The 17637-nt window shown below is 62.6% G+C and carries 14 protein-coding genes; 4 read left to right on the forward strand and 10 right to left on the reverse strand.

What is annotated here, in order from left to right; translation table 11 throughout:
• Window positions 1-161: 161 nt before the first annotated feature.
• Window positions 162-2249: a glutamine synthetase III gene (locus tag ABCN07_RS04510; protein ID WP_343005565.1), complete on the reverse strand. Its 2088-nt coding sequence runs from the start codon at window positions 2247-2249 to the stop codon at window positions 162-164.
• Window positions 2250-2800: 551 nt separating this feature from the next.
• Here ABCN07_RS04510 and serB point away from each other — a divergent pair.
• Window positions 2801-3472: a phosphoserine phosphatase SerB gene (gene serB / locus ABCN07_RS04515; RefSeq protein ID WP_343005566.1), complete on the forward strand. Its 672-nt coding sequence runs from the start codon at window positions 2801-2803 to the stop codon at window positions 3470-3472.
• A 143-nt stretch (window positions 3473-3615) separates the two neighbouring features.
• Here the strand turns inward: serB and ABCN07_RS04520 are convergent, their stop codons facing one another.
• From ABCN07_RS04520 to ABCN07_RS04530, 3 genes are all read right to left on the reverse strand, one after another.
• Window positions 3616-4155, reverse strand: coding sequence for a DUF308 domain-containing protein (locus ABCN07_RS04520; RefSeq protein WP_343005567.1), 540 nt, complete (start codon window positions 4153-4155; stop codon window positions 3616-3618).
• A 252-nt stretch (window positions 4156-4407) separates the two neighbouring features.
• Window positions 4408-4986 carry a manganese efflux pump MntP family protein gene (locus ABCN07_RS04525; protein WP_343005568.1) on the reverse strand — a complete coding sequence of 193 codons (579 nt, stop codon included), beginning with the start codon at window positions 4984-4986 and terminating at the stop codon, window positions 4408-4410.
• Between the two features lie 198 nt (window positions 4987-5184).
• Window positions 5185-6447 carry an MFS transporter gene (locus ABCN07_RS04530; protein ID WP_343005569.1) on the reverse strand — a complete coding sequence of 421 codons (1263 nt, stop codon included), beginning with the start codon at window positions 6445-6447 and terminating at the stop codon, window positions 5185-5187.
• Between the two features lie 272 nt (window positions 6448-6719).
• On the opposite strand from ABCN07_RS04530, the gene ABCN07_RS04535 reads away from it, so the two are divergent.
• Both ABCN07_RS04535 and ABCN07_RS04540 read left to right on the forward strand, forming a co-directional pair.
• Window positions 6720-7676, forward strand: coding sequence for a zinc dependent phospholipase C family protein (locus ABCN07_RS04535; RefSeq protein WP_343005570.1), 957 nt, complete (start codon window positions 6720-6722; stop codon window positions 7674-7676).
• A gap of 135 nt (window positions 7677-7811) precedes the next feature.
• Window positions 7812-8315, forward strand: coding sequence for an N-acetyltransferase (locus ABCN07_RS04540; RefSeq protein ID WP_343005571.1), 504 nt, complete (start codon window positions 7812-7814; stop codon window positions 8313-8315).
• A gap of 20 nt (window positions 8316-8335) precedes the next feature.
• Here ABCN07_RS04540 and ABCN07_RS04545 read toward each other — a convergent pair whose 3' ends face one another.
• Both ABCN07_RS04545 and ABCN07_RS04550 read right to left on the reverse strand, forming a co-directional pair.
• The gene (locus ABCN07_RS04545; RefSeq protein WP_343005583.1) at window positions 8336-9178 is read right to left on the reverse strand and encodes a YdcF family protein; all 843 of its coding nucleotides are present in this window, start codon (window positions 9176-9178) and stop codon (window positions 8336-8338) included.
• Between the two features lie 42 nt (window positions 9179-9220).
• Window positions 9221-9640 carry a hypothetical protein gene (locus ABCN07_RS04550; RefSeq protein ID WP_343005572.1) on the reverse strand — a complete coding sequence of 140 codons (420 nt, stop codon included), beginning with the start codon at window positions 9638-9640 and terminating at the stop codon, window positions 9221-9223.
• Between the two features lie 150 nt (window positions 9641-9790).
• Here ABCN07_RS04550 and ABCN07_RS04555 point away from each other — a divergent pair, with 150 nt between their 5' ends.
• Window positions 9791-10816 (forward strand): endonuclease/exonuclease/phosphatase family protein, encoded by a 1026-nt coding sequence (locus ABCN07_RS04555; RefSeq protein WP_343005573.1) that lies wholly within the window; start codon window positions 9791-9793, stop codon window positions 10814-10816.
• A 137-nt stretch (window positions 10817-10953) separates the two neighbouring features.
• Here the strand turns inward: ABCN07_RS04555 and ABCN07_RS04560 are convergent, their stop codons facing one another.
• From ABCN07_RS04560 to pepT, 4 genes are all read right to left on the reverse strand, one after another.
• Window positions 10954-14199: an ABC transporter ATP-binding protein/permease gene (locus ABCN07_RS04560; protein ID WP_343005575.1), complete on the reverse strand. Its 3246-nt coding sequence runs from the start codon at window positions 14197-14199 to the stop codon at window positions 10954-10956.
• A gap of 152 nt (window positions 14200-14351) precedes the next feature.
• On the reverse strand, window positions 14352-14876 hold the full coding sequence (locus ABCN07_RS04565; protein WP_343005576.1) for an aminoacyl-tRNA hydrolase: 525 nt from the start codon (window positions 14874-14876) through the stop codon (window positions 14352-14354).
• 26 nt (window positions 14877-14902) lie between these two features.
• Window positions 14903-15709, reverse strand: coding sequence for an HAD family hydrolase (locus tag ABCN07_RS04570; RefSeq protein WP_343005577.1), 807 nt, complete (start codon window positions 15707-15709; stop codon window positions 14903-14905).
• A gap of 164 nt (window positions 15710-15873) precedes the next feature.
• The gene (gene pepT, locus ABCN07_RS04575) at window positions 15874-17136 is read right to left on the reverse strand and encodes a peptidase T (RefSeq protein WP_343005579.1); all 1263 of its coding nucleotides are present in this window, start codon (window positions 17134-17136) and stop codon (window positions 15874-15876) included.
• Between the last annotated feature and the right edge of the window lie 501 nt (window positions 17137-17637).

Below are 17637 nucleotides of genomic sequence, written 5' to 3' on the forward strand. Positions count from 1 at the left end.
TGAACGCACATGATCATGCGACGTTTGCTCAACCCATCCTAGCAGCTATCCCGGACATCGACTTCACGCACACGGAGCCTACCAGGCCCACGCGCAATAAAAAAGCGGCCCCGCCAGAAGCGAGGCCGCCAATAGCTCAGCGTCTAAAGACAACCGTGGAACTACACGTAGAACAGAATCCTGTTGTAGCTCGGGACGGGCCAGTAGTCGTGACCGCAGACCTTCTCCATCGCGTCGACGGCGGCACGCAGCGCGTCCATGGCCGGGATGACGGTGTCGCGAATGGCCTCGTCCTGCTTGGTCGGGCACTCGAGAGCCTGGGCCTCGGCATTCTTCTTCTCGAGGTCAGCAACGAGCTCAGTGATGTTATCGATGCTGTCGGTAAGCGACTGGACGAGGGCCTTCTCCGCCATGGCGGCGATGCCCAGCTCGGCCTTGGTGGCAACGGTGGAGGCGATGTCACCAGAGTAGTCGTACAGCGCCGGCAGGTACATGTGCTTGACCATGTACACCATCGTGTTGGCCTCGATGTTGAGGAGCTTGGCGTACTGCTCGGCCTTGGAGATGTAGCGAGCCTTCATCTCGTCGGCATTGGCGACGTGGTACTTCTCGAAGAGCTCGACGTTCTTCTCATCAACGATGCACGGCAGGGCGTCCGGCGTGGTGCGCATGTTGAGCAGGCCACGCTTCTCGGCCTCGACGGGCCACTCATCGGAGTAGCCGTTGCCGTTGAAGATGATGCGCTGGTGATCGGTCAGGGTCTTCTTAACCCAGGCGAGAGCCTCGGGGAGGAAGTCGTCCTCGGCGACGTCAGCCATGTCGGTGGCGAACTTGTCGAGCTTCTCGGCAACAGCGGTGTTGAGGACCATGTTCGGATCAGACAGGTTCTGCTGGGAGCCGCACATACGGAACTCGAACTTGTTGCCGGTGAAGGCGAACGGAGAGGTGCGGTTGCGGTCCGTACTGTCCTTCGTGAGGTCAGCGAGCTGCGGGACGCCGAGGTCCATCTTCTCGCGCGGGTGGCTCGTGTACGGCTTGTCGTTAATCAGCGCGTCCACGACGGCAGCAAGGTCATCGCCCAGGAAGATGGAGACGATCGCGGGAGGAGCCTCGTTGGCGCCCAGACGGTGATCATTGCCAGCAGAGGCGACGCTCGCGCGCATGAGGTCCTGGTGATCATCGACGGCGGCGATCACGCTGCTGAGGAAGACGAGGAACTGCAGGTTCTCCTCAGGGGTGTCGGACGGATCGAGCAGGTTCTTGCCATCAGCGGAGATCGACCAGTTGTTGTGCTTGCCAGAGCCGTTGACGTAATCGAACGGCTTCTCGTGCTGCAGGCAAACGAGGCCGTGGTGGGAAGCGATGATCTTCATCTTCTCCATCGTGAGAAGGTTGTGGTCGATCGCCTTGGAGCCGGACTCGAAGATCGGGGCGAGCTCGTGCTGGCACGGGGCAACCTCGTTGTGCTTGGTCTTAGCCGGAACGGCGAGCTTCCAGAGCTCGTCATCGAGCTCCTTCATGAACTCGTTGACCGTCGGGCGGATGGCGCCGAAGTAGTGCTCCTCGAGCTCCTGGCCCTTGACCGGCTCGCAGCCGAAGAGCGTACGGCCGCACATGATGAGGTCAGGGCGGGCAGCGTAGTCCTCCTCCTTGATGAGGAAGTACTCCTGCTCCGGGCCAACGGTGGTGGAGACGGACTTGACGTCCTTGCCAAAGAGCTTCAGGACGCGCTTGGCCTGGGCGTCGAGAGCAACACAGGAACGAAGCAGCGGGGTCTTCTTGTCGAGCGCCTCGCCGGTGTAGGAAATGAACGCGGTGGGGATGCAGAGGACCTCGTCCTTGATGAAAGCGGGAGAAGTCGGGTCCCAGGCGGTGTAGCCGCGGGCCTCGAAGGTGGCGCGAAGGCCGCCGGAGGGGAAGCTCGAAGCGTCAGGCTCGCCCTGAATAAGTGCCTTGCCAGAGAAGGTCTCGAAGGCGCGACCGTCACCAGTGGGCTCCATGAAGGCATCGTGCTTCTCGGACGTGATGCCCGTGAGAGGCTGGAACCAGTGCGTGTAATGCGTGGCACCCTTCTCGAGCGCCCACTCCTTCATAGCGTGGGCCACCTCGTTGGCGATGTCGAGGTTGAGCGCCTTGCCCTCCTTGATAACGCGCGAGAGCTCCTTGTACGTGGGCTTGGGCAGCCGATCACGCATGACGGAGTCGCTGAAGACTAGAGAGCCGTACTCCTCTGTGACCTTTGAAGCCATATGGACTCGCTTTCTCTTCTGAGAACTGATCCCTGACGCGGTAATACTCTAACGGGGCGTTGTTTCTCTGTCATTAACCTTTTGCTTCCCGCACGTCACCCAAATGTGAGCAGCGCGAGACGCGAGCATGAGCAACGCGCGACACCCACGTGAGCGATGCGTGGTGCGCGCGTGAGCATAACGCGACTTCGCGTGGTTAAAGCGGGGAACGGCGAAATAATTAGCGTATAGACAAACTATGCCCGGCATGACGAGCCATCCCAGGACGCTATACATGCTGTTGAATATAGTCCTCACCCTTCTTAAGAGGGGCATGAAGGCCCGCAAGATGCGGCGGGGATTTACCCGGTCAGCAATTGCGTCCGTTGTTTTCCTTTTCCACAAGGTAAATTGAATCGAATGGCGTCAAAAACGCATCGAAATACGCAGACAATGCAGTTAACGGCAAACTTCGGCAGCAAGCCTCAACGCGGCGAGTTGCCAAAGCGAGCAGTAACGAGCACCACGCGCAAAAGCACCGTCCCAACATGGCGGTAGACAGAGGAGAAACCATGGCAGAGATGGCAACGCCCGATACGAACACCGCCACCCGTGGCCTCATCGTCATGGATATCGACTCCACGCTCATCAACGAGGAGGTCATCGACCTCCTCGGCGAAGAGGCCGGCGTCGGCGACCGTGTCGCCCAGATCACCGAGCGTGCCATGCGCGGCGAGCTCGACTTTCGCGAGGCACTCGCGGAGCGCGTCGGGCTCCTGGCGGGTCTCGATGAAAGCGTCTTCGACCGCACCTTCGCTCGCGTGACGTTTACTCCCGGCGCGCTCGAGCTCGTCGAGGAGGCCCACCGTCGCGGTTGGAAGGTCGGCGTGGTTTCAGGCGGTTTCCATCAGGTCGCAGACAAGATCGTTGCCGCGGCGGGCATTGACTACTGCCTCGCGAACCAGCTCGAGGTCGTCGATGGGCGTCTCACCGGTAAGGTGATCTCTGAGGTCGTCACCAAGGAGAGCAAGGTCCGGGCGCTGCGCGAGTGGGCAGACGAGCTGGGTCTCTCTCGTGAAAAGACCGTCGCCATGGGCGACGGCGCCAATGACATCCCAATGATTCTCGAGGCTGGCATCGGCATCGCCTTCTGCGCCAAGCCCAAGACGCGCGCCGCCGCTCCCCACTCAATCGACAAGCGAGACCTCATGCTCGCCTGGCCGATCATCGACGGCAAGCAGTAGGGCAAGCAGCTCGGCCCCGTCGGGGAGGGCGGCGCGTCACTCGCAAGCAGCCTTCTCGGCCCCGCCAGAAAGCCGGCGTGCTACTCGCAAGCAGCCTTACCCGAGATGACTGCTAGAACCGCGGCCGCGCATCCGCAAGCGGTCTACTCGGCCTTCATCGTGACGCCGGCAGCGATTTCCGTAACGCCATCGAAGATAAGCGCAACGCCCGCGATGAGCATCACGAACTCCGCCATCGTGAAGGGCGAAGTCACAACAAGGACGCCGGCCGCAAGCGTGAGAAGACCCACCACATAGCGCCAGCCACGACCCGGAAGCCCAAGCCTGAACACAACATTTGCCTCGATGATGTCATTCACGCCCGTAATAAGGATGATCACGCCGATGATCACGTAGATTCCGGCAACGAAGGCATCCGGCCAGAGGATGAGGCACATGCCGAGAACGGTCTCCACGAGACCGATCGCCAAGTCAGCCTGGCTCAGGAACAACGCGCGGCGCGCCCAGCAGCCAAGCAGCGTCACGACGCCCACCAAGGCAAGCGTCCACCCGGCGACCTGCACGATCAAAAGCGTTGCCCCAATCGGGCTCACGAACATCGCGATGCCGAGCACCAGCAAGGCGATCCCCATAAGGATGACCGTCGCCTTCGTGCGCTTGAAGAGTTTCTCGAACGCGTTCATGTTTGCCTCCCAAGACAACGCTGGATATGAGTGCACCCCGTCATATCAAGAGGAACGACGTGTCATCGTCGCTCCGCGAAACGAAACGCGAAGCTGTGTATCCAACGGATAAGCTCACGCACTAGACATACCCAGGCTCGCGGGAGTTATGCGCGCGCTCCACGGGGCACCTCTGGCGCGGAAGCCACGCGCGCCGCGGGCATCTCTGGCGCGAAAGCCACGCACGCCGCGCGGCAGTATCCCCGAAAGAAATTATGCAAAGAATGCCTTAAGGCCAATGATGATCAGCACGATGCCACCGGCGACCTCGGCGCGATCGCCCAAGACCTCACCAAGCTTACGACCAATGAAAAGCGCAATCACGCAGCAGGCAGCCGTGGTCAGCGCGATGATTGTCGCCGCAGGCACAATGGCAACCGCCTGGGCACGGAGACTCACGCCAACGGCAAACGCATCGATAGCGGTCGCGATCGCCTGAACCAGCAGAGTCGCGACGGTGAGCCGCTTTACCGCGGGGCCATTGCCAGGCACGTCCGCATCACCGCCAAGGCCCAGCAAGGCGCACACGCCCTCGCGAACCATATTGCCCCCGATGAAGCCAAGGATAATCAGCGTGATAATCCCGGAATACTCCTCGATGACCTCAGCCGCAAGGCCTCCCACAAAGTAGCCCAGCAACGGCATGAGCCCCTGGAACAGGCCAAAGAGTACCGGCATGAGTGCTAGGCGGGCCTTCGCCTCGCCAGGGTAGACAAACGTATTCGAAATGGTCACAGCAAAGGCGTCGGCGGATAGTGCCACGCCCAGCACCAGAATCTCAACGATACCCAAGAAACCCGCACCCTCCCCGAGGTGGCATGAGACAAAAAGGTTGGCCGGTCACCCACAGACCGGCCAACTCTCGAGCGCTATGAATGATAGGGCCAAACGCCAATGACGAAGAGCCAGCACCGACGCGCATCACGAATGACATCGCGCGCCCCGGCGAACCAAGGCAAACCTCCGCGAAATGCCGTGGGCGAGTTGCCCTTATGCAGCCCTCTCGCCACGGGCATCCGGCAGGGTGAACAGCATGACGAGGCCCACTACGAGCAGCACGCCAATGGAAAGCACGCCCAGGCTGGCATTGCCGGTCGCAGCGGTGATAACGCTCACGAGGAAGGTGCCCATGACACTCGCGTAGCGACCGAAGATGTCGAAAAAGCCGTAGTACTCGTTGGCGCGCTCCTTGGGAACGAGCCTGCCAAAGTAGCTGCGGGAAAGCGCCTGAATGCCACCCTGGAAGAGGCCCACGAGGATGGCGAGGATCCAGAACTCGATCGCCGTCTTCAGCAGGAACGCCGCGAACAGGACGATGCCGCAGTATGCGAGCACGGCCACGATGATCATGCGGAGCGTGCCGAACTTGCCAGCAAGCTTGCCATAAATGATGGCAGAGGGGAACGCTACGAACTGTGTCACGAGCAACGCGAGCACGAGCTGCGTCGAATCAATGCCAAGGGCGGAGCCATAACTCGTCGCCATCGAGATAACCGTGTGGACGCCATCGATATAGAAGAAGAAGGCAATCATGTAGATCAAGAGCACGCGGTCCTTGGCGATGCGACCCATGGTGTCGGCCAGGCCAGAGAACGTGGAGGCGACGATCTTGCCAAGGGTGTCTCCCTCACCGCGCTCCTTGCCGTACTTCTGCTTGTAAGTGCGGATGAGCGGCAGCGTGAACGCGAGCCACCAAATACCCGTAATCACGAAGGAGAGGCGCGTGCAGAGCATCATCTCGAGGCCCAACGCCGGGCCACCGAAGATCAGGGCGAGGCAGATGATGAAGGGGATGGTCGAGCCAACATAGCCCCAGGCATAGCCCGCACTCGAGACCGTGTCCATGCGCTCGTCCGTCGTGACGTCGGTGAGCATGGCGTCATAGAAGGTCATCGACGAGTTAAGGCCCACCGTGCAGAGCACGTAGAGCACGAGGAACGGCAGGGCGGCCATCGGAATAGCCTGGGCGAAGCACAGGACGAGACCCGTGAGGAAGAACCCAAGGAAGAACTTAATCTTGTTGCCCGCATAATCCGCGAGCGAACCCAGAATGGGCATGAGCAGCGCCACCACGAGGGAGGCGATCGTTTGGGCATTAGCCCATGCGGTCACGAGCTCTGCCGAAGAGGCGCCCGTGTTGATGGCGTTGAAGTAGATCGGCACGATAGAGGTGTTGAGCAGTACGAGCGCCGAGTTTCCAACGTCATACATGACCCAATTGCGCTCGAGCTTCGTGAACTTCGTCTTGGCCATTTAGGCTCTCCTGTCTGCATCATCGAGGCGCGGGCTCGGGCGCGCGCCATGTGCGTCCCATGCATGATACCCGGACTTGGCGACGCCTTATGTAATGCAACGGTAAGCGGCCCCTTTATAGGAGCGGCGATGCCATAAGTGTCCGCAATGCATGTCAAAATCCAATAGACGGATAGCCAAACACGAATATGACGGATACCCGCCGCCCCATGGATAGCACTCCCCCGGCAGGGGCATAATGGACGCAGCAAATCGACCGAGGAAGGACTCTCATGCCTGCTCTCATCACTCATCATCTGTTCGGCGAGAGCTCAGCCGCGCTCCTCCCGGAAAACGTCATTACCGGCGAGGAGGAACTTCTCGCGTTCCTGCTCGGCAACCAAGGCCCGGACCCCTTCTTCTTCCACGTGCTCGGCGCGCCCTCAGCGACCAGCGCCTCTCACCAGCTCGCCCATCGCATGCATGACGAGCACATGACGGCAGCGTTCACGGCGCTTCGCGACGGAGTGAGCCACCTTCCCGTCCATGACGCCGGCATCGGCCGCGCCTTCGCCCTCGGCATGCTCTCCCACTACGCGCTCGATCGTTCTGCACACCCCTTCATCTACGCGCAGCAGTACGCCATCATCGCCGCGAATCCCGAGCTAGATGATGCCGCCAGCGAGGTTCATGCCGTCATCGAGGCAGACCTCGACTCTTGGATGCTCTGGACGCGCCGCCGCGCCACGGTTCACGATTGCCCACCCGCCGGTGAGCTCGCGCGCACGGATCGCATCTGCCGCGTCGCCGGCGCGCTCACGAGCCAGGTTGCCTGGGCCGCCTTCGGCATCGACCTCTCCGCGACTGAGTACGCTGCCGCTGCCGATGACATGGAGCTGTGCTATCGAGCTATCGAGCCCAGCGGCTCGCTGAAGAGTCGCGCGCTCGGTACCCTCGAGCGCATCGCGCGTCCGCACTCGCAGCTCACCTCGCTCTCGCACCGCGTCACCACGAGCGACGACTGTTGGGTGGCGAATCTCTCTCACCTGCCTTGGGAGAACCCCTTCGCAGGCGGCACCTCACAGGATTCCTTCCAGACGAGGTTCGACGCCGCCCTCGACGGATGGCCGGCCCTCGCCCAGGCCTTCACGCATGGCGGAGAGGAGCTTCGCCGCGCAATCAACGGGCTCAACTACTCGGGTCGCCCCCTCGGTACCGCCGAGGAGTGCCCGGAAGACCAGCGCGGCTAGCACCAACACGCCCGAGCCCATACCTCGCCAGCAAAATCGCGGCAAACGTCAGCGCAGTCCGCGGAGCCAAGAGCCCGGCGGCGCGGGCGCGGCCAACGCCAGCACGCCCGCCTTCAGCATAAGACAGGACTTCACATGCAGATTCGCATCGCTACCAGCGAGGATCTTGACGACCTCGTTCGCATCTACGCCGCCGCTCGTCGCTACATGGCAGAACACGGCAATCCCCATCAGTGGGGCGATGGCCGCCCCTCTCCCGAGGAAATTGCGAGCAGCGTCGAGGAAGGCGCATGCCGCGTTGGCGTCGACGAGGATGACCGCGCGCATTTCTCGTTTACCATCTATAGCGAGGAAGACCCAACCTACCAGCAGATCTATGATGGCGCCTGGCTCAACGACGAGCCCTACGTGACCATCCATCGCGTCGCGAGTGACGGCACCATGAGAGGCGTGTTCTCCTCCGTCTTGGCTCGCGCAAAGGACGAGGCTAGCAAGCTGGGCATCCGCAACCTGCGTATCGACACGCACAATGACAACCTGACCATGCAGCACATCGTCGCCAAGGCGGGATTCTCGTACTGCGGCATCATCCACCTCGAGGATGGCGACCCGCGCCTGGCCTACCAGCTGGTGTTGTAGGCACGCCAGCAAATCACATCTCAGCGAGAGGCGTACGCCGAATTGGCCACGCGCACTGCCTCCGGATGCGCAGCCCTAAGACGCGCAAACGCATCCTCCACGTCGCGCGGAATATCAACGTGCGCGATCCAACCAGCCCCTTTGGGTCCATAACCCGAGGCATCGTCTCGCAGACGTGGCACCTCTCCCATAAGCAGCGTTCGATATCGCTCTATGCCCCACATACCCAGCGGCTCATCCTCGTAAGAGAGGCTGCCTGAATCAGCAACGACTCTCGCCGCATAGGTCGCGTATGCCAAAACAGCAGCGTCAGGCCTATGGAAGCGCAGGCCCGCAACCATGCGCCTCATCATCGTCGCGTCCTGCATGAGAAGGAAGCTCTCCGCGGTAATGCCCTTCGACTCGAGCAGCTCGAGGAGATACGTGATGTTATTTCCGGAGTTAGTCGACCGCGTCTCAAGAAGGTCGGCGGACATACCGTGATATTCGCGGAGATAGGCGTCGAAAATCTCCGCCTCCGCGGCGCCGGAAGCGACATCGATGCGTGGCCATACCGCCCGCGCCCGTTCGCGTAGCGTCTCCGTCGTGTGGCCCACGCCGCCAACGATGACGTAGGTACGGGCGATGCCCGCTTTCATGACATCAGCAAGAACCTCGCCACCCGCTAGGATCGATCCCCCAAAGAGGACCGCCACGTCAACCTGGGTACTCGCCGCGGCGACGCCGTCCCGGCTCAGCAGCGGAAGGTCTCGTTGCCCGAGAAATCTCGCGAGCACATTGAGGTCGCGAGCCTCCTGACGCAACGAGAGTGAGGCCGCGCACTCGCCACGAGCCTCTTCTTCGCGCGCCGTGCCCGGGCACACGTGTTCCAATCGCCCTTCCTTGCCCATCGCAAGCCCCGCGCCCTAGTGCATGCGCTCGAGTTGAGAGCGAACGGCATAAACCTGACGCATCGCATCCGCAACCTGCTGCTTCGCGCGGTCAATCTTGTTCTGTGCGATCCAGTCAGCAAGCACGCCGTCGAAGAAGATATCCGCGAACTGAAGGCCGCTACCTAGCTCGACATTGAGCCCAGTGGCCTCATCCACATCGTCAAGCTCCTTCACGAAGATGCGAAGCGCGCGCTTTGCCTCATCAATCTCGTCTTGAGCATCAGAGATCTTGCGATGCTTGAGTAGGGTTGTGATGAGCCCTCCGCCAAGCATATCCACGATGCCCCAGCGTCCAGCGTCATCGAGCATATCTGCGGCATTTCCAAGATGCTTGAGCGCGGCATCCGCGGCGGCAATCGCCTCTCGAATCTCCGTAGCCCTGTCCTTCGTCATCGGACCTCCACACGCTAGATGCCAGCGATTTGCGAATAGCCTACCATTCAAGGCCGTCAAAAGACGACGCGACCCTTACGGCCCCAGGAGTTCGCGCGACGTCGAAGCGCGCAATCCACCGCACCCGCATTTGTTCACGAGAGGAGAGACATGCGAGCAATCACCCTGCTACTGGCACTCGTAACGCTTGGCGGCATCGCATGTCGCATGCTACCCGACTCACTCGCGGCGCTCCCCTTCGTCGCGAATGTCGTCTCGCTCACGCCATGGTTCGCGGGATCAGCCGCCGTCGCGCTCGCATTCTCCTTCGTCCCAGCATGGCGTCACCATCATGAGGCACGGCTCTTCGTGCGCATCATAGCCGCATGCGCGATCGCCCTCGAGGTTGCCTGGCAGGCGCCCTTCTTCATTCCCAGCCAGCGTGTCACCTCGGCGCTCGCCGCGGAGGATAGCCAGACAACGACCCTCCGCGTCATGACCTGCAACGTCTACAAGGGAAACGCCAGCGCCGAGCGCATCGTCGAGCTGGTGCGCGAAAACAACATCCAGGTCCTCGCTCTGCAGGAGACCACGGTCGACTTCGTGAACGAGCTTAAGGCGGCGGGAATCGACGAGCTCCTCCCCTATTCCGAGCGCTCGAGCTCGGACGGCGTCTACGGCAACGGCGTGTGGAGCGCGCTTCCCCTCTCGGACGCCGCGAGCGACGACATCGGCTCGTCCGCATCCGCCATGCCCGCGGGCACCATCGAGGTCACGCGCCCAGACGGCACGACCGCCCGCCTGCGCCTCGTCTCCGTCCACACGTGTTCGCCCGCCCTGGGCTACTGGGCCCTGTGGGAGAAAAGCATTACCGAGATTGGCGTGACGCGCGAGCGCCTAGCGGAGGACGATAGCCTTGATTACGTCCTTCTTGGCGATTTCAACGCCACATATGACCACGCACCCTTCCGCGAGATGCTTGGTGAGGGCACGGCGGCTGATTCGCCCAGGCTCCACGACGCCGCTCGCGAGTGCGGAGCCGGCATCACGAGCACCTGGCCCGCTAACCTGGAGATCCCCGCATTCTGTAGCATCGACCACGTCGTCACGAGCGATCGGGTGATCGCCACGGAGATCTCCACGGCAGAGGTGCCGGGCTCGGACCACCTTGCCCTCATCGCCACGCTCGAGCTGTAGGCGCAAAGGCGGTTCGCTCCGTCATGCGCGAACCACGCACCACCCTGCCCACCGCACTCGGGGCATGCCCGCTCGCCGCGCCGCCGCCCCGGCCGGAGGCCATGCTCGAGCCACGCCGCCGCGCGCGGGCCTGCCATCTACTCGCTGCGCAGGGCCTCGACCGGATCACGCTTCGCGGCTGAGAAGGACGGAATGAGTCCGGCGACCACCGTGAGCAGCACCGATATGCAAATCAGCGCAACGGCAGCACCCGCGGGCAGGCTCATGATGTTCGCGACATTGTGCTCGCGCAGCACCCAGGCGTTCACCGGAACCGACACGATAAGCACCACCGCAATCGCAAACACGCCCGCGATGAGGCCCTCGATGAAGGTCTCCGCGTTGAAGACGTTCGCGACATTGCCCTTGGAAGCGCCCATCGCGCGCAGGATGCCTATCTCCTTCTTGCGTTCGAGCACGCTGATGTAGGTGATGATGCCGATCATGATCGAACTCACCACCAGTGAAATGCTCACGAACGCGATGAGCACGAGGCTGATCATGTTCACGATGTCCGTGACGCTGCCCATGATGACGCCCATGTAGTCCGTGTAGGAGATCACGCGGTCCTCATCGCCGGCCGCCTTGGCGGTTTCGTTGTATGCATCAATGCTCGCGACCACGCGGCTCTTGGCCTCGAAATCAACGGGATAGATCTTCACCATCTGCGGGTTGCTCTCGTCAGCATAGCCAAGCGCGGAGAGGTTGTTGTCATACGTAAGGCGTCCGGCATTTGCATAGCTCGTCATGAGCGAGGTGAGGTCGTCCGCCGTCATGTTGAAGTGGATGGCATTGGCGAAGGCACTCGCATCCACGTGGAAGGCGCTCTGCATGCCGCTCGCGAGTTGCGAGCCCATGCTCTGCGCAGCCTGGCCCATGACCCCCGCGAGCGAGCTTTGGAGCTGCGAGGCGATCGCGTTGCCAATCTGCTGGCTCATCTGATCCATGACCTGCTGCATCGCCTGCTTCAGGTACGGCACGAAGCTGTTCTGCATATAGTCGGTGAGCGCTTTCTGCAGCCTCCCGGCAACGCCCTCCCCCGCGATCGCCTTGATCTGGGCGAGCGTCTCCTGGGCGCCCGTATCCTCCGCCAGATACTTCTGGAACGCCGCGACCACCTTCGACGGATCGTTCACGTCGGTTCCGAGGTCACGGAACTGGTCAGACGTCAGGAAGTTCGCAAGGAGCTGGTTCGCAAGGTCACCGAGCTGCTTAATCTGCTCCGGCGTAAGCGGGTCCTGGAAAACGCCAGAGAAATCAGGCACGGGCGCTCCGGCCATGATCTTGTTCATATCGATGTCGAAGTCGATATCGGACAGGTCGAGCTTCACGTTCCCCAAATCCATGCCGGAGAAGTCAAATCCCTGCAGGTTGAGCGCACTCTCATCGATGGAGAACGCGCGTTTGAGCTCCGCCTCGTCGACGGAGAACATGCTGGAGAGGTCGAAGCCGCGCTTGCTCTCCTCCTGGAGGGTGTCGAAGGTCTTGCCCGTGAAGACGTCGACCTCGGGGCTCGCGAGCTGCTGCTTCACGATGTCGGAGTTCGCGGCGCGGGCCATGAGCTCCTCCGTGAGACCATGCGTGTAGGCGACGCCCGGGGAAAGCGCCCTCGAGCTCGAGCTGCCATTGGGCCTCACCACGCCAACGATCTTGAGGTCGAGGCCGCTGGCGACCTTGTCCGCCATGAAGGCGGCGTCGTTGCTCATGTCGGTCCAGCCGCCGGTTTCGTCGTTCCTGCGATAGGCGTCTGAAGGCGAAAGCACCTTGAACTTGGTCTGGAGCGCCTCGTCATAGGTGAACTCCACGTCCGTGTCGGGCGTGGTGATGTTGCCATCCGCTGACATGGCGCTCGAGACCAGGCGGTTGAGCTCGTCTATGTCGAGCTTACCGATGCTGTAGAGCGTGTAGTCGCCCACGGTCCCACGGCTCGACAGCACAAGCACCGCCTCGTCGGGTGCGCTCGCCCAGCGGCCGGCGACGACGTCGTACTGCGAGTCGAGGAGCTCCTGGTCGTCGATCATCTCGTTGAAGACGCTCGAGCCGTTCATCGACGACATGCCCGCCGTCGCGGCGTTCGAGGCGCCTCCGCTCGCTGCGACGGTCATGTTGTTGGGCACGAGCTTCACCGGGTCGGCCCCGTCCTGTTCGCGGTAGATGATGGGTGTGCTGCCGTAGTCATACTGGATGGCGTTAACGTCGTCCGCGATGCCGTCGCCGCCAGCATCGAGCCACTGCTTGAAGGAAGCGAGGTCGTTCGACTTGACACTCGCGAACATCTCCTTGAGCGCCGTGACCACGGGAATCTTGTCGGAGCCGCTCGGGTTCTCCGGCGCCTCACTCTGGGCCGTATCGTCACTCGCCGTGCCGGCCTCGTCCATCATGCCCGTGAGGTCGTAGTCCTGGCGAGAGATGGAGAGCGGATAGCTGGAGAGCGTGTCTTGCTCGACACGGGCGATGTACTCGTTCACGCCGTTGGAAAGCGCCAGGATCGCAGCGATGCCGATGATGCCAATCGAGCCGGCAAAGGCCGTCATGGCCGTGCGGCCCTTCTTCGTCATGAGGTTGTTGGCGGAGAGCGCGAGCGCCGTCAGGAAGCTCATCGAGGAGCGGTGCTTTGGCTGCCCCGCGCCCTTCTCGGCGGCGCGGCGCTCCGCGAGCTCGGCGTCGGCGATGGGACGCGAGTCATCCACAATGCGGCCGTCCTTGATGCGGACGATGCGCGTGGCGTAGTCCTCCGCGAGCTGTGGGTTGTGGGTGACCATGATAACGAGGCGATCCTGCGCCACCTCGGCGAGGATGTTCATGACCTGGATGCCGGTCTCCGTGTCGAGGGCGCCGGTGGGCTCGTCCGCGAGCACAATCTCAGGGTCGTTCACGAGGGCGCGGGCGATGGCGACGCGCTGCATCTGGCCGCCGGAGAGCTGCGCCGGGCGCTTGTTGACGTGGTCGCCCAGGCCTACGCGCTCGAGCGCGGCACGGGCACGCTCGCGACGCTCCTCGCGGCCAACGCCCGCCAACGTGAGCGCGAGCTCGACATTCTGGAGAATCGTCTGGTGCGGGATAAGGTTGTAGCTCTGGAACACGAAGCCGATGCGATGGTTGCGATAGGTGTCCCAGTCGGCGTCTGAGTAGTCTTTGGTCGAGACGCCGTTCACGATGATGTCGCCGGAATCAGCATGATCAAAGCCGCCGAGGATATTGAGGAAGGTCGTCTTGCCGGAGCCCGAGGGGCCCAGCACCGCCACGAACTCGCTTTCACGGAAGGTGATGGACACGCCATCAAGGGCACGCTGGACGAAGTCTCCGGTCTTGTAGGACTTGGTAATACCCTGGATCTCGATCATGTGGTTCCCATCGCGGTGTTCTTTGGGGCGGAGCGCGGGCGGGCGTCGGGCACGCAACGGCGGGGCGCGCGGGCGGGCGTCGGACGCGCGACGCGGCAGAGTGCAAAACAGACGCGCCGTGGCAACAGGCGCGCGGAACGGTGCCGCGCCGGCTACCTATACAGCGGCAGCTGGCCCGTCACGGGCGAGATCGCGCTCACGTCCATGGGCGCGAACCCGACGCAGGTCCAACGGCTACCGGAGGCATCCGGCGTGAGCTCGGTGCGGCACGCGTCGCGGATGCAGAAGAAGTCCATGCCCTCCATGAAGCCGCGGCTCTCCGCACGACTCACGAGCGCGGCAAGTGCGCGTTCGCCATCGACTGCGAGCACGATCTTGGGCTCACCCTGGCGAACCCACTCCGTCAGCACACCCGCGTCAACGGATGTGCGCGCAAGGCTACCGCCCCACTCGAGCCCGATGGGGCCACACGTAGGGTCGCCCTCGACGTAGCGTTGGGTGCCAGCGAGCAGCGCCGCCACGCTCGCATGTGCCACCTGCGCGGCGACCTTGCCCGCGCTCATGCCCAGAGAGCGATCGACCACGACATACTGCCGGATATCCGGGCCCGTGGGTTCAGCCTCGGGCTCCGTCTCCTCGCGCGCCGACGTCGCCGTGCCCATCATCGTTGCTGACATTGCGTACCTCAAACCCCTCGTATCGATTACGCCCGAGCGCGCGCCTCCTCGAGAACGCGACGCATCTCGGCCTGAACGGCCTGCTCGGTATTCTTCCCAATCACGCGCTCGGCAATCTGTTTGACGGCGTAGCGGCCATTGCCCATCGCCACGGGATGACCCACCATGCGCAGGATCTCGTAGTCGTTCATGGCATCACCGAAAGCCATGACCTCGTCCGCCTCGATGCCCAGGTACTCCATAATCTGGCGAATGCCCGTTGCCTTCGAAACGCCCACCTGCATGACGTCAATCCACCTCGAGCCCGAGGGCGCGAAAACAAAGCGATCGCCCAGCTCGCGCTGGAGGACGTAGGCCATGTCCATCGTGTATTCGGGCGTGTCGCAGAAGATCGAGGTCTTGAGGATGTTCACCTCGGGTGCGGGCACGTCATAAACGCGGACAGCGGCGAGCAGATCCTTGTCGATCTCACGCTCGAAGCGATCCTCGTCATCAAGCAGGAAGCTCTGGGTGCGGTCGAAAAGGGCGATGTGGAGGCAATCGAAGTTGTCGACCGTCTCCTTCAGACGCCTGAGCCCGATGTGCGAGAAGACCTCGCGGTCGATGAGCTCTCCCGACACCACGACCTGGGCGCCGTTCGATGCCACGAAGTCCATCTGGTCCACAACGGGAGCGAAGAACTCATGGAGCGTGTCGAGCCTGCGGCCGGAGCTCGCCGCGAAGTGAACGCCCGCCTCGCGAAGCTCGCGAATGATGCCGAAGGTCTCCGCCGGCACCTCGGAGTGCTCGTCGAGCAGCGTGCCGTCCATATCCGATGCGATGAGCTTAATCACGATGTCTCCGTTCTCTGGATTGTGGCGATGTGGTCGGTTGTCGTGACAGCAAGCCGCTTGGCTTGGACGCCTGCCAACACAAGGCGGCAGGCACCCGAGTTAAGCGGCAAAGGGCGCGACGAAAAGGGCGCGACGAATCGCCAGGCGCCCTTCGCCGCGCGCGATTACTCCTGCGGAGCCGCGAAGCGGGCCACGAGCTGCTCGAGCGCGTCGACCATGAGCTCCATGCTGCGCACGGGAATGAACTCGCGAACGCCATGGAAGTTGTAGCCGCCAGTGGGCAAGTTGGGGCACGGCAGGCCGCGGAAGGTCAGCTGGGCGCCGTCGGTGCCGCCACGGACGGGCACGACGCGCGGTTCCATGCCACACGCCGCCATCGCGGCGAAGGCGTTATCGCGCAGGAAGTCCATACCACGCAGGTGCTCGGCCATGTTGCGATACTGCTCGCGAATCTCGACCTCGACCGTGCCGGTGCCATAGCGCCTGTTGAGGAACTCCGCGGCATCACGAAGCTGCTGCTCGCGGGCGGCGAAGTGGTCCGCGTCGAAGTCGCGCACGATGTAGGTCAGACTTGCCTCGCCCGAAGAACCCGAGACCTCGATCGGGTGGAAGAAGCCCTCGTAACCCTCCGTGTACTCCGGGCGCTCTGCCGCGGGAAGCAGGGCATCAAATTCGCCGAGCACGGTGATGGCGTTGACCATGACGTTCTTGGCACTACCGGGGTGCACCTCGACACCATGGGCCGTGACCTTGGCTTGGCTCGCGGAGAAGCACTCCCAGTTGAAGTCGCCGAGCTCCTCGCCATCGACGGTGTAGGCCCAGGTCGCGCCGAACTTCTCGAGGTCGAGCAGGGACGCGCCATGGCCAATCTCCTCGTCCGGCACGAAGGCAATCTTGAGCGTGGGGTGCGGAAGCTCGGAATGAGCGGCGAGACGCGCAGCGAGGGCGACGATCTCCGCAACGCCCGCCTTGTCGTCCGCGCCAAGAAGCGTAGTGCCGTCCGTGACGACGATGTCCTGGCCGACGAATCGCTCGAGCGCGGGGAGCTGCTCGGGCGTGGTCTCGATTACGTGGCCGTCGCGCTCGCCGGCGACGAGCGGGCCGCCTTCATAGCGGACGACGCGCGGCTTGACACCGGCGGCAGGCGCGTCGGGTGCGGTGTCGATGTGGGCAATGAGGCCGAGGGCCGGGAGATCCTCCGCCCCGGCCGAGGCGGGCAGCGTCGCCGTCACGTAGGCGTTGCTCGTGGCCTCGACCTCGACGCAGCCCAGCTCGGCGAGCTCGGCGGCAAGCTGGCGGGCCATGTCGTGCTGGCAGGCGGTCGACGGGGTCTCCTCCTCGTTGTGCGGATCAGACTGCGAGTCAATCTGCACGTAACGCATGAATCGTTCAAGGACGTCGCTTGGCTTCGGCGTGTAGCTATCCATGGGCCCTCCTCAGGGAAATCCCGCGTTGGGCGGGATGAATGAATGTCCGTAATGAGTTTACTCCCCAGGTGACGTGCGCATCGAAAGGGGTTTGTCATGAGGCATGGAGTCGCTAGCGCGTCGGTGGCCTCCGGCATGCAGGAGGTTGCCAATACGCAGATGTTTGCCGTGCTCAGCCGGCCGCCAATCCCATGGCGCACGCCCAGACCCGCCCGTTTCACGCGCAGTTAGCCTCCCCCGAGATCGCAGACGCCCACTCGACCGAGAAGTATGGACATGAATCACGTTCGTCGGAGTAGAGGCAGTTGTTTAGCCACCAAACCTGCAGGTAGATTTACCACTTATTAGGAGACTACTCGAGGCGATTCGATCTATGTCCATACTTCTCGAGTGAGTTGAATACCAGGGTTATTTCTTCGCTAGCTGTTATGTGCCATGACGTTGTTTACACCGAGTATGCGTGACATCGGAGGCAGGCCCCCGCACGCGCTGTGCGGACGG

The sequence above is a fragment of the Collinsella sp. 1033st1_E11_1033SCRN_220408 genome, assembly GCF_039062465.1.
Taxonomy (GTDB): Bacteria; Actinomycetota; Coriobacteriia; order Coriobacteriales; family Atopobiaceae; genus Parolsenella.

Coding starts and splice junctions, on each gene's coding strand:
- ABCN07_RS04510 (WP_343005565.1), bottom strand. CDS start 2,249: ATGGCTTCAAAGGTCACAGAGGAGTACGGCTCTCTAGTCTTCAGCGAC.
- serB (WP_343005566.1), top strand. CDS start 2,801: ATGGCAGAGATGGCAACGCCCGATACGAACACCGCCACCCGTGGCCTC.
- ABCN07_RS04520 (WP_343005567.1), bottom strand. CDS start 4,155: ATGAACGCGTTCGAGAAACTCTTCAAGCGCACGAAGGCGACGGTCATC.
- ABCN07_RS04530 (WP_343005569.1), bottom strand. CDS start 6,447: ATGGCCAAGACGAAGTTCACGAAGCTCGAGCGCAATTGGGTCATGTAT.
- ABCN07_RS04535 (WP_343005570.1), top strand. CDS start 6,720: ATGCCTGCTCTCATCACTCATCATCTGTTCGGCGAGAGCTCAGCCGCG.
- ABCN07_RS04540 (WP_343005571.1), top strand. CDS start 7,812: ATGCAGATTCGCATCGCTACCAGCGAGGATCTTGACGACCTCGTTCGC.
- ABCN07_RS04550 (WP_343005572.1), bottom strand. CDS start 9,640: ATGACGAAGGACAGGGCTACGGAGATTCGAGAGGCGATTGCCGCCGCG.
- ABCN07_RS04555 (WP_343005573.1), top strand. CDS start 9,791: ATGCGAGCAATCACCCTGCTACTGGCACTCGTAACGCTTGGCGGCATC.
- ABCN07_RS04560 (WP_343005575.1), bottom strand. CDS start 14,199: ATGATCGAGATCCAGGGTATTACCAAGTCCTACAAGACCGGAGACTTC.
- ABCN07_RS04565 (WP_343005576.1), bottom strand. CDS start 14,876: ATGTCAGCAACGATGATGGGCACGGCGACGTCGGCGCGCGAGGAGACG.
- pepT (WP_343005579.1), bottom strand. CDS start 17,136: ATGGATAGCTACACGCCGAAGCCAAGCGACGTCCTTGAACGATTCATG.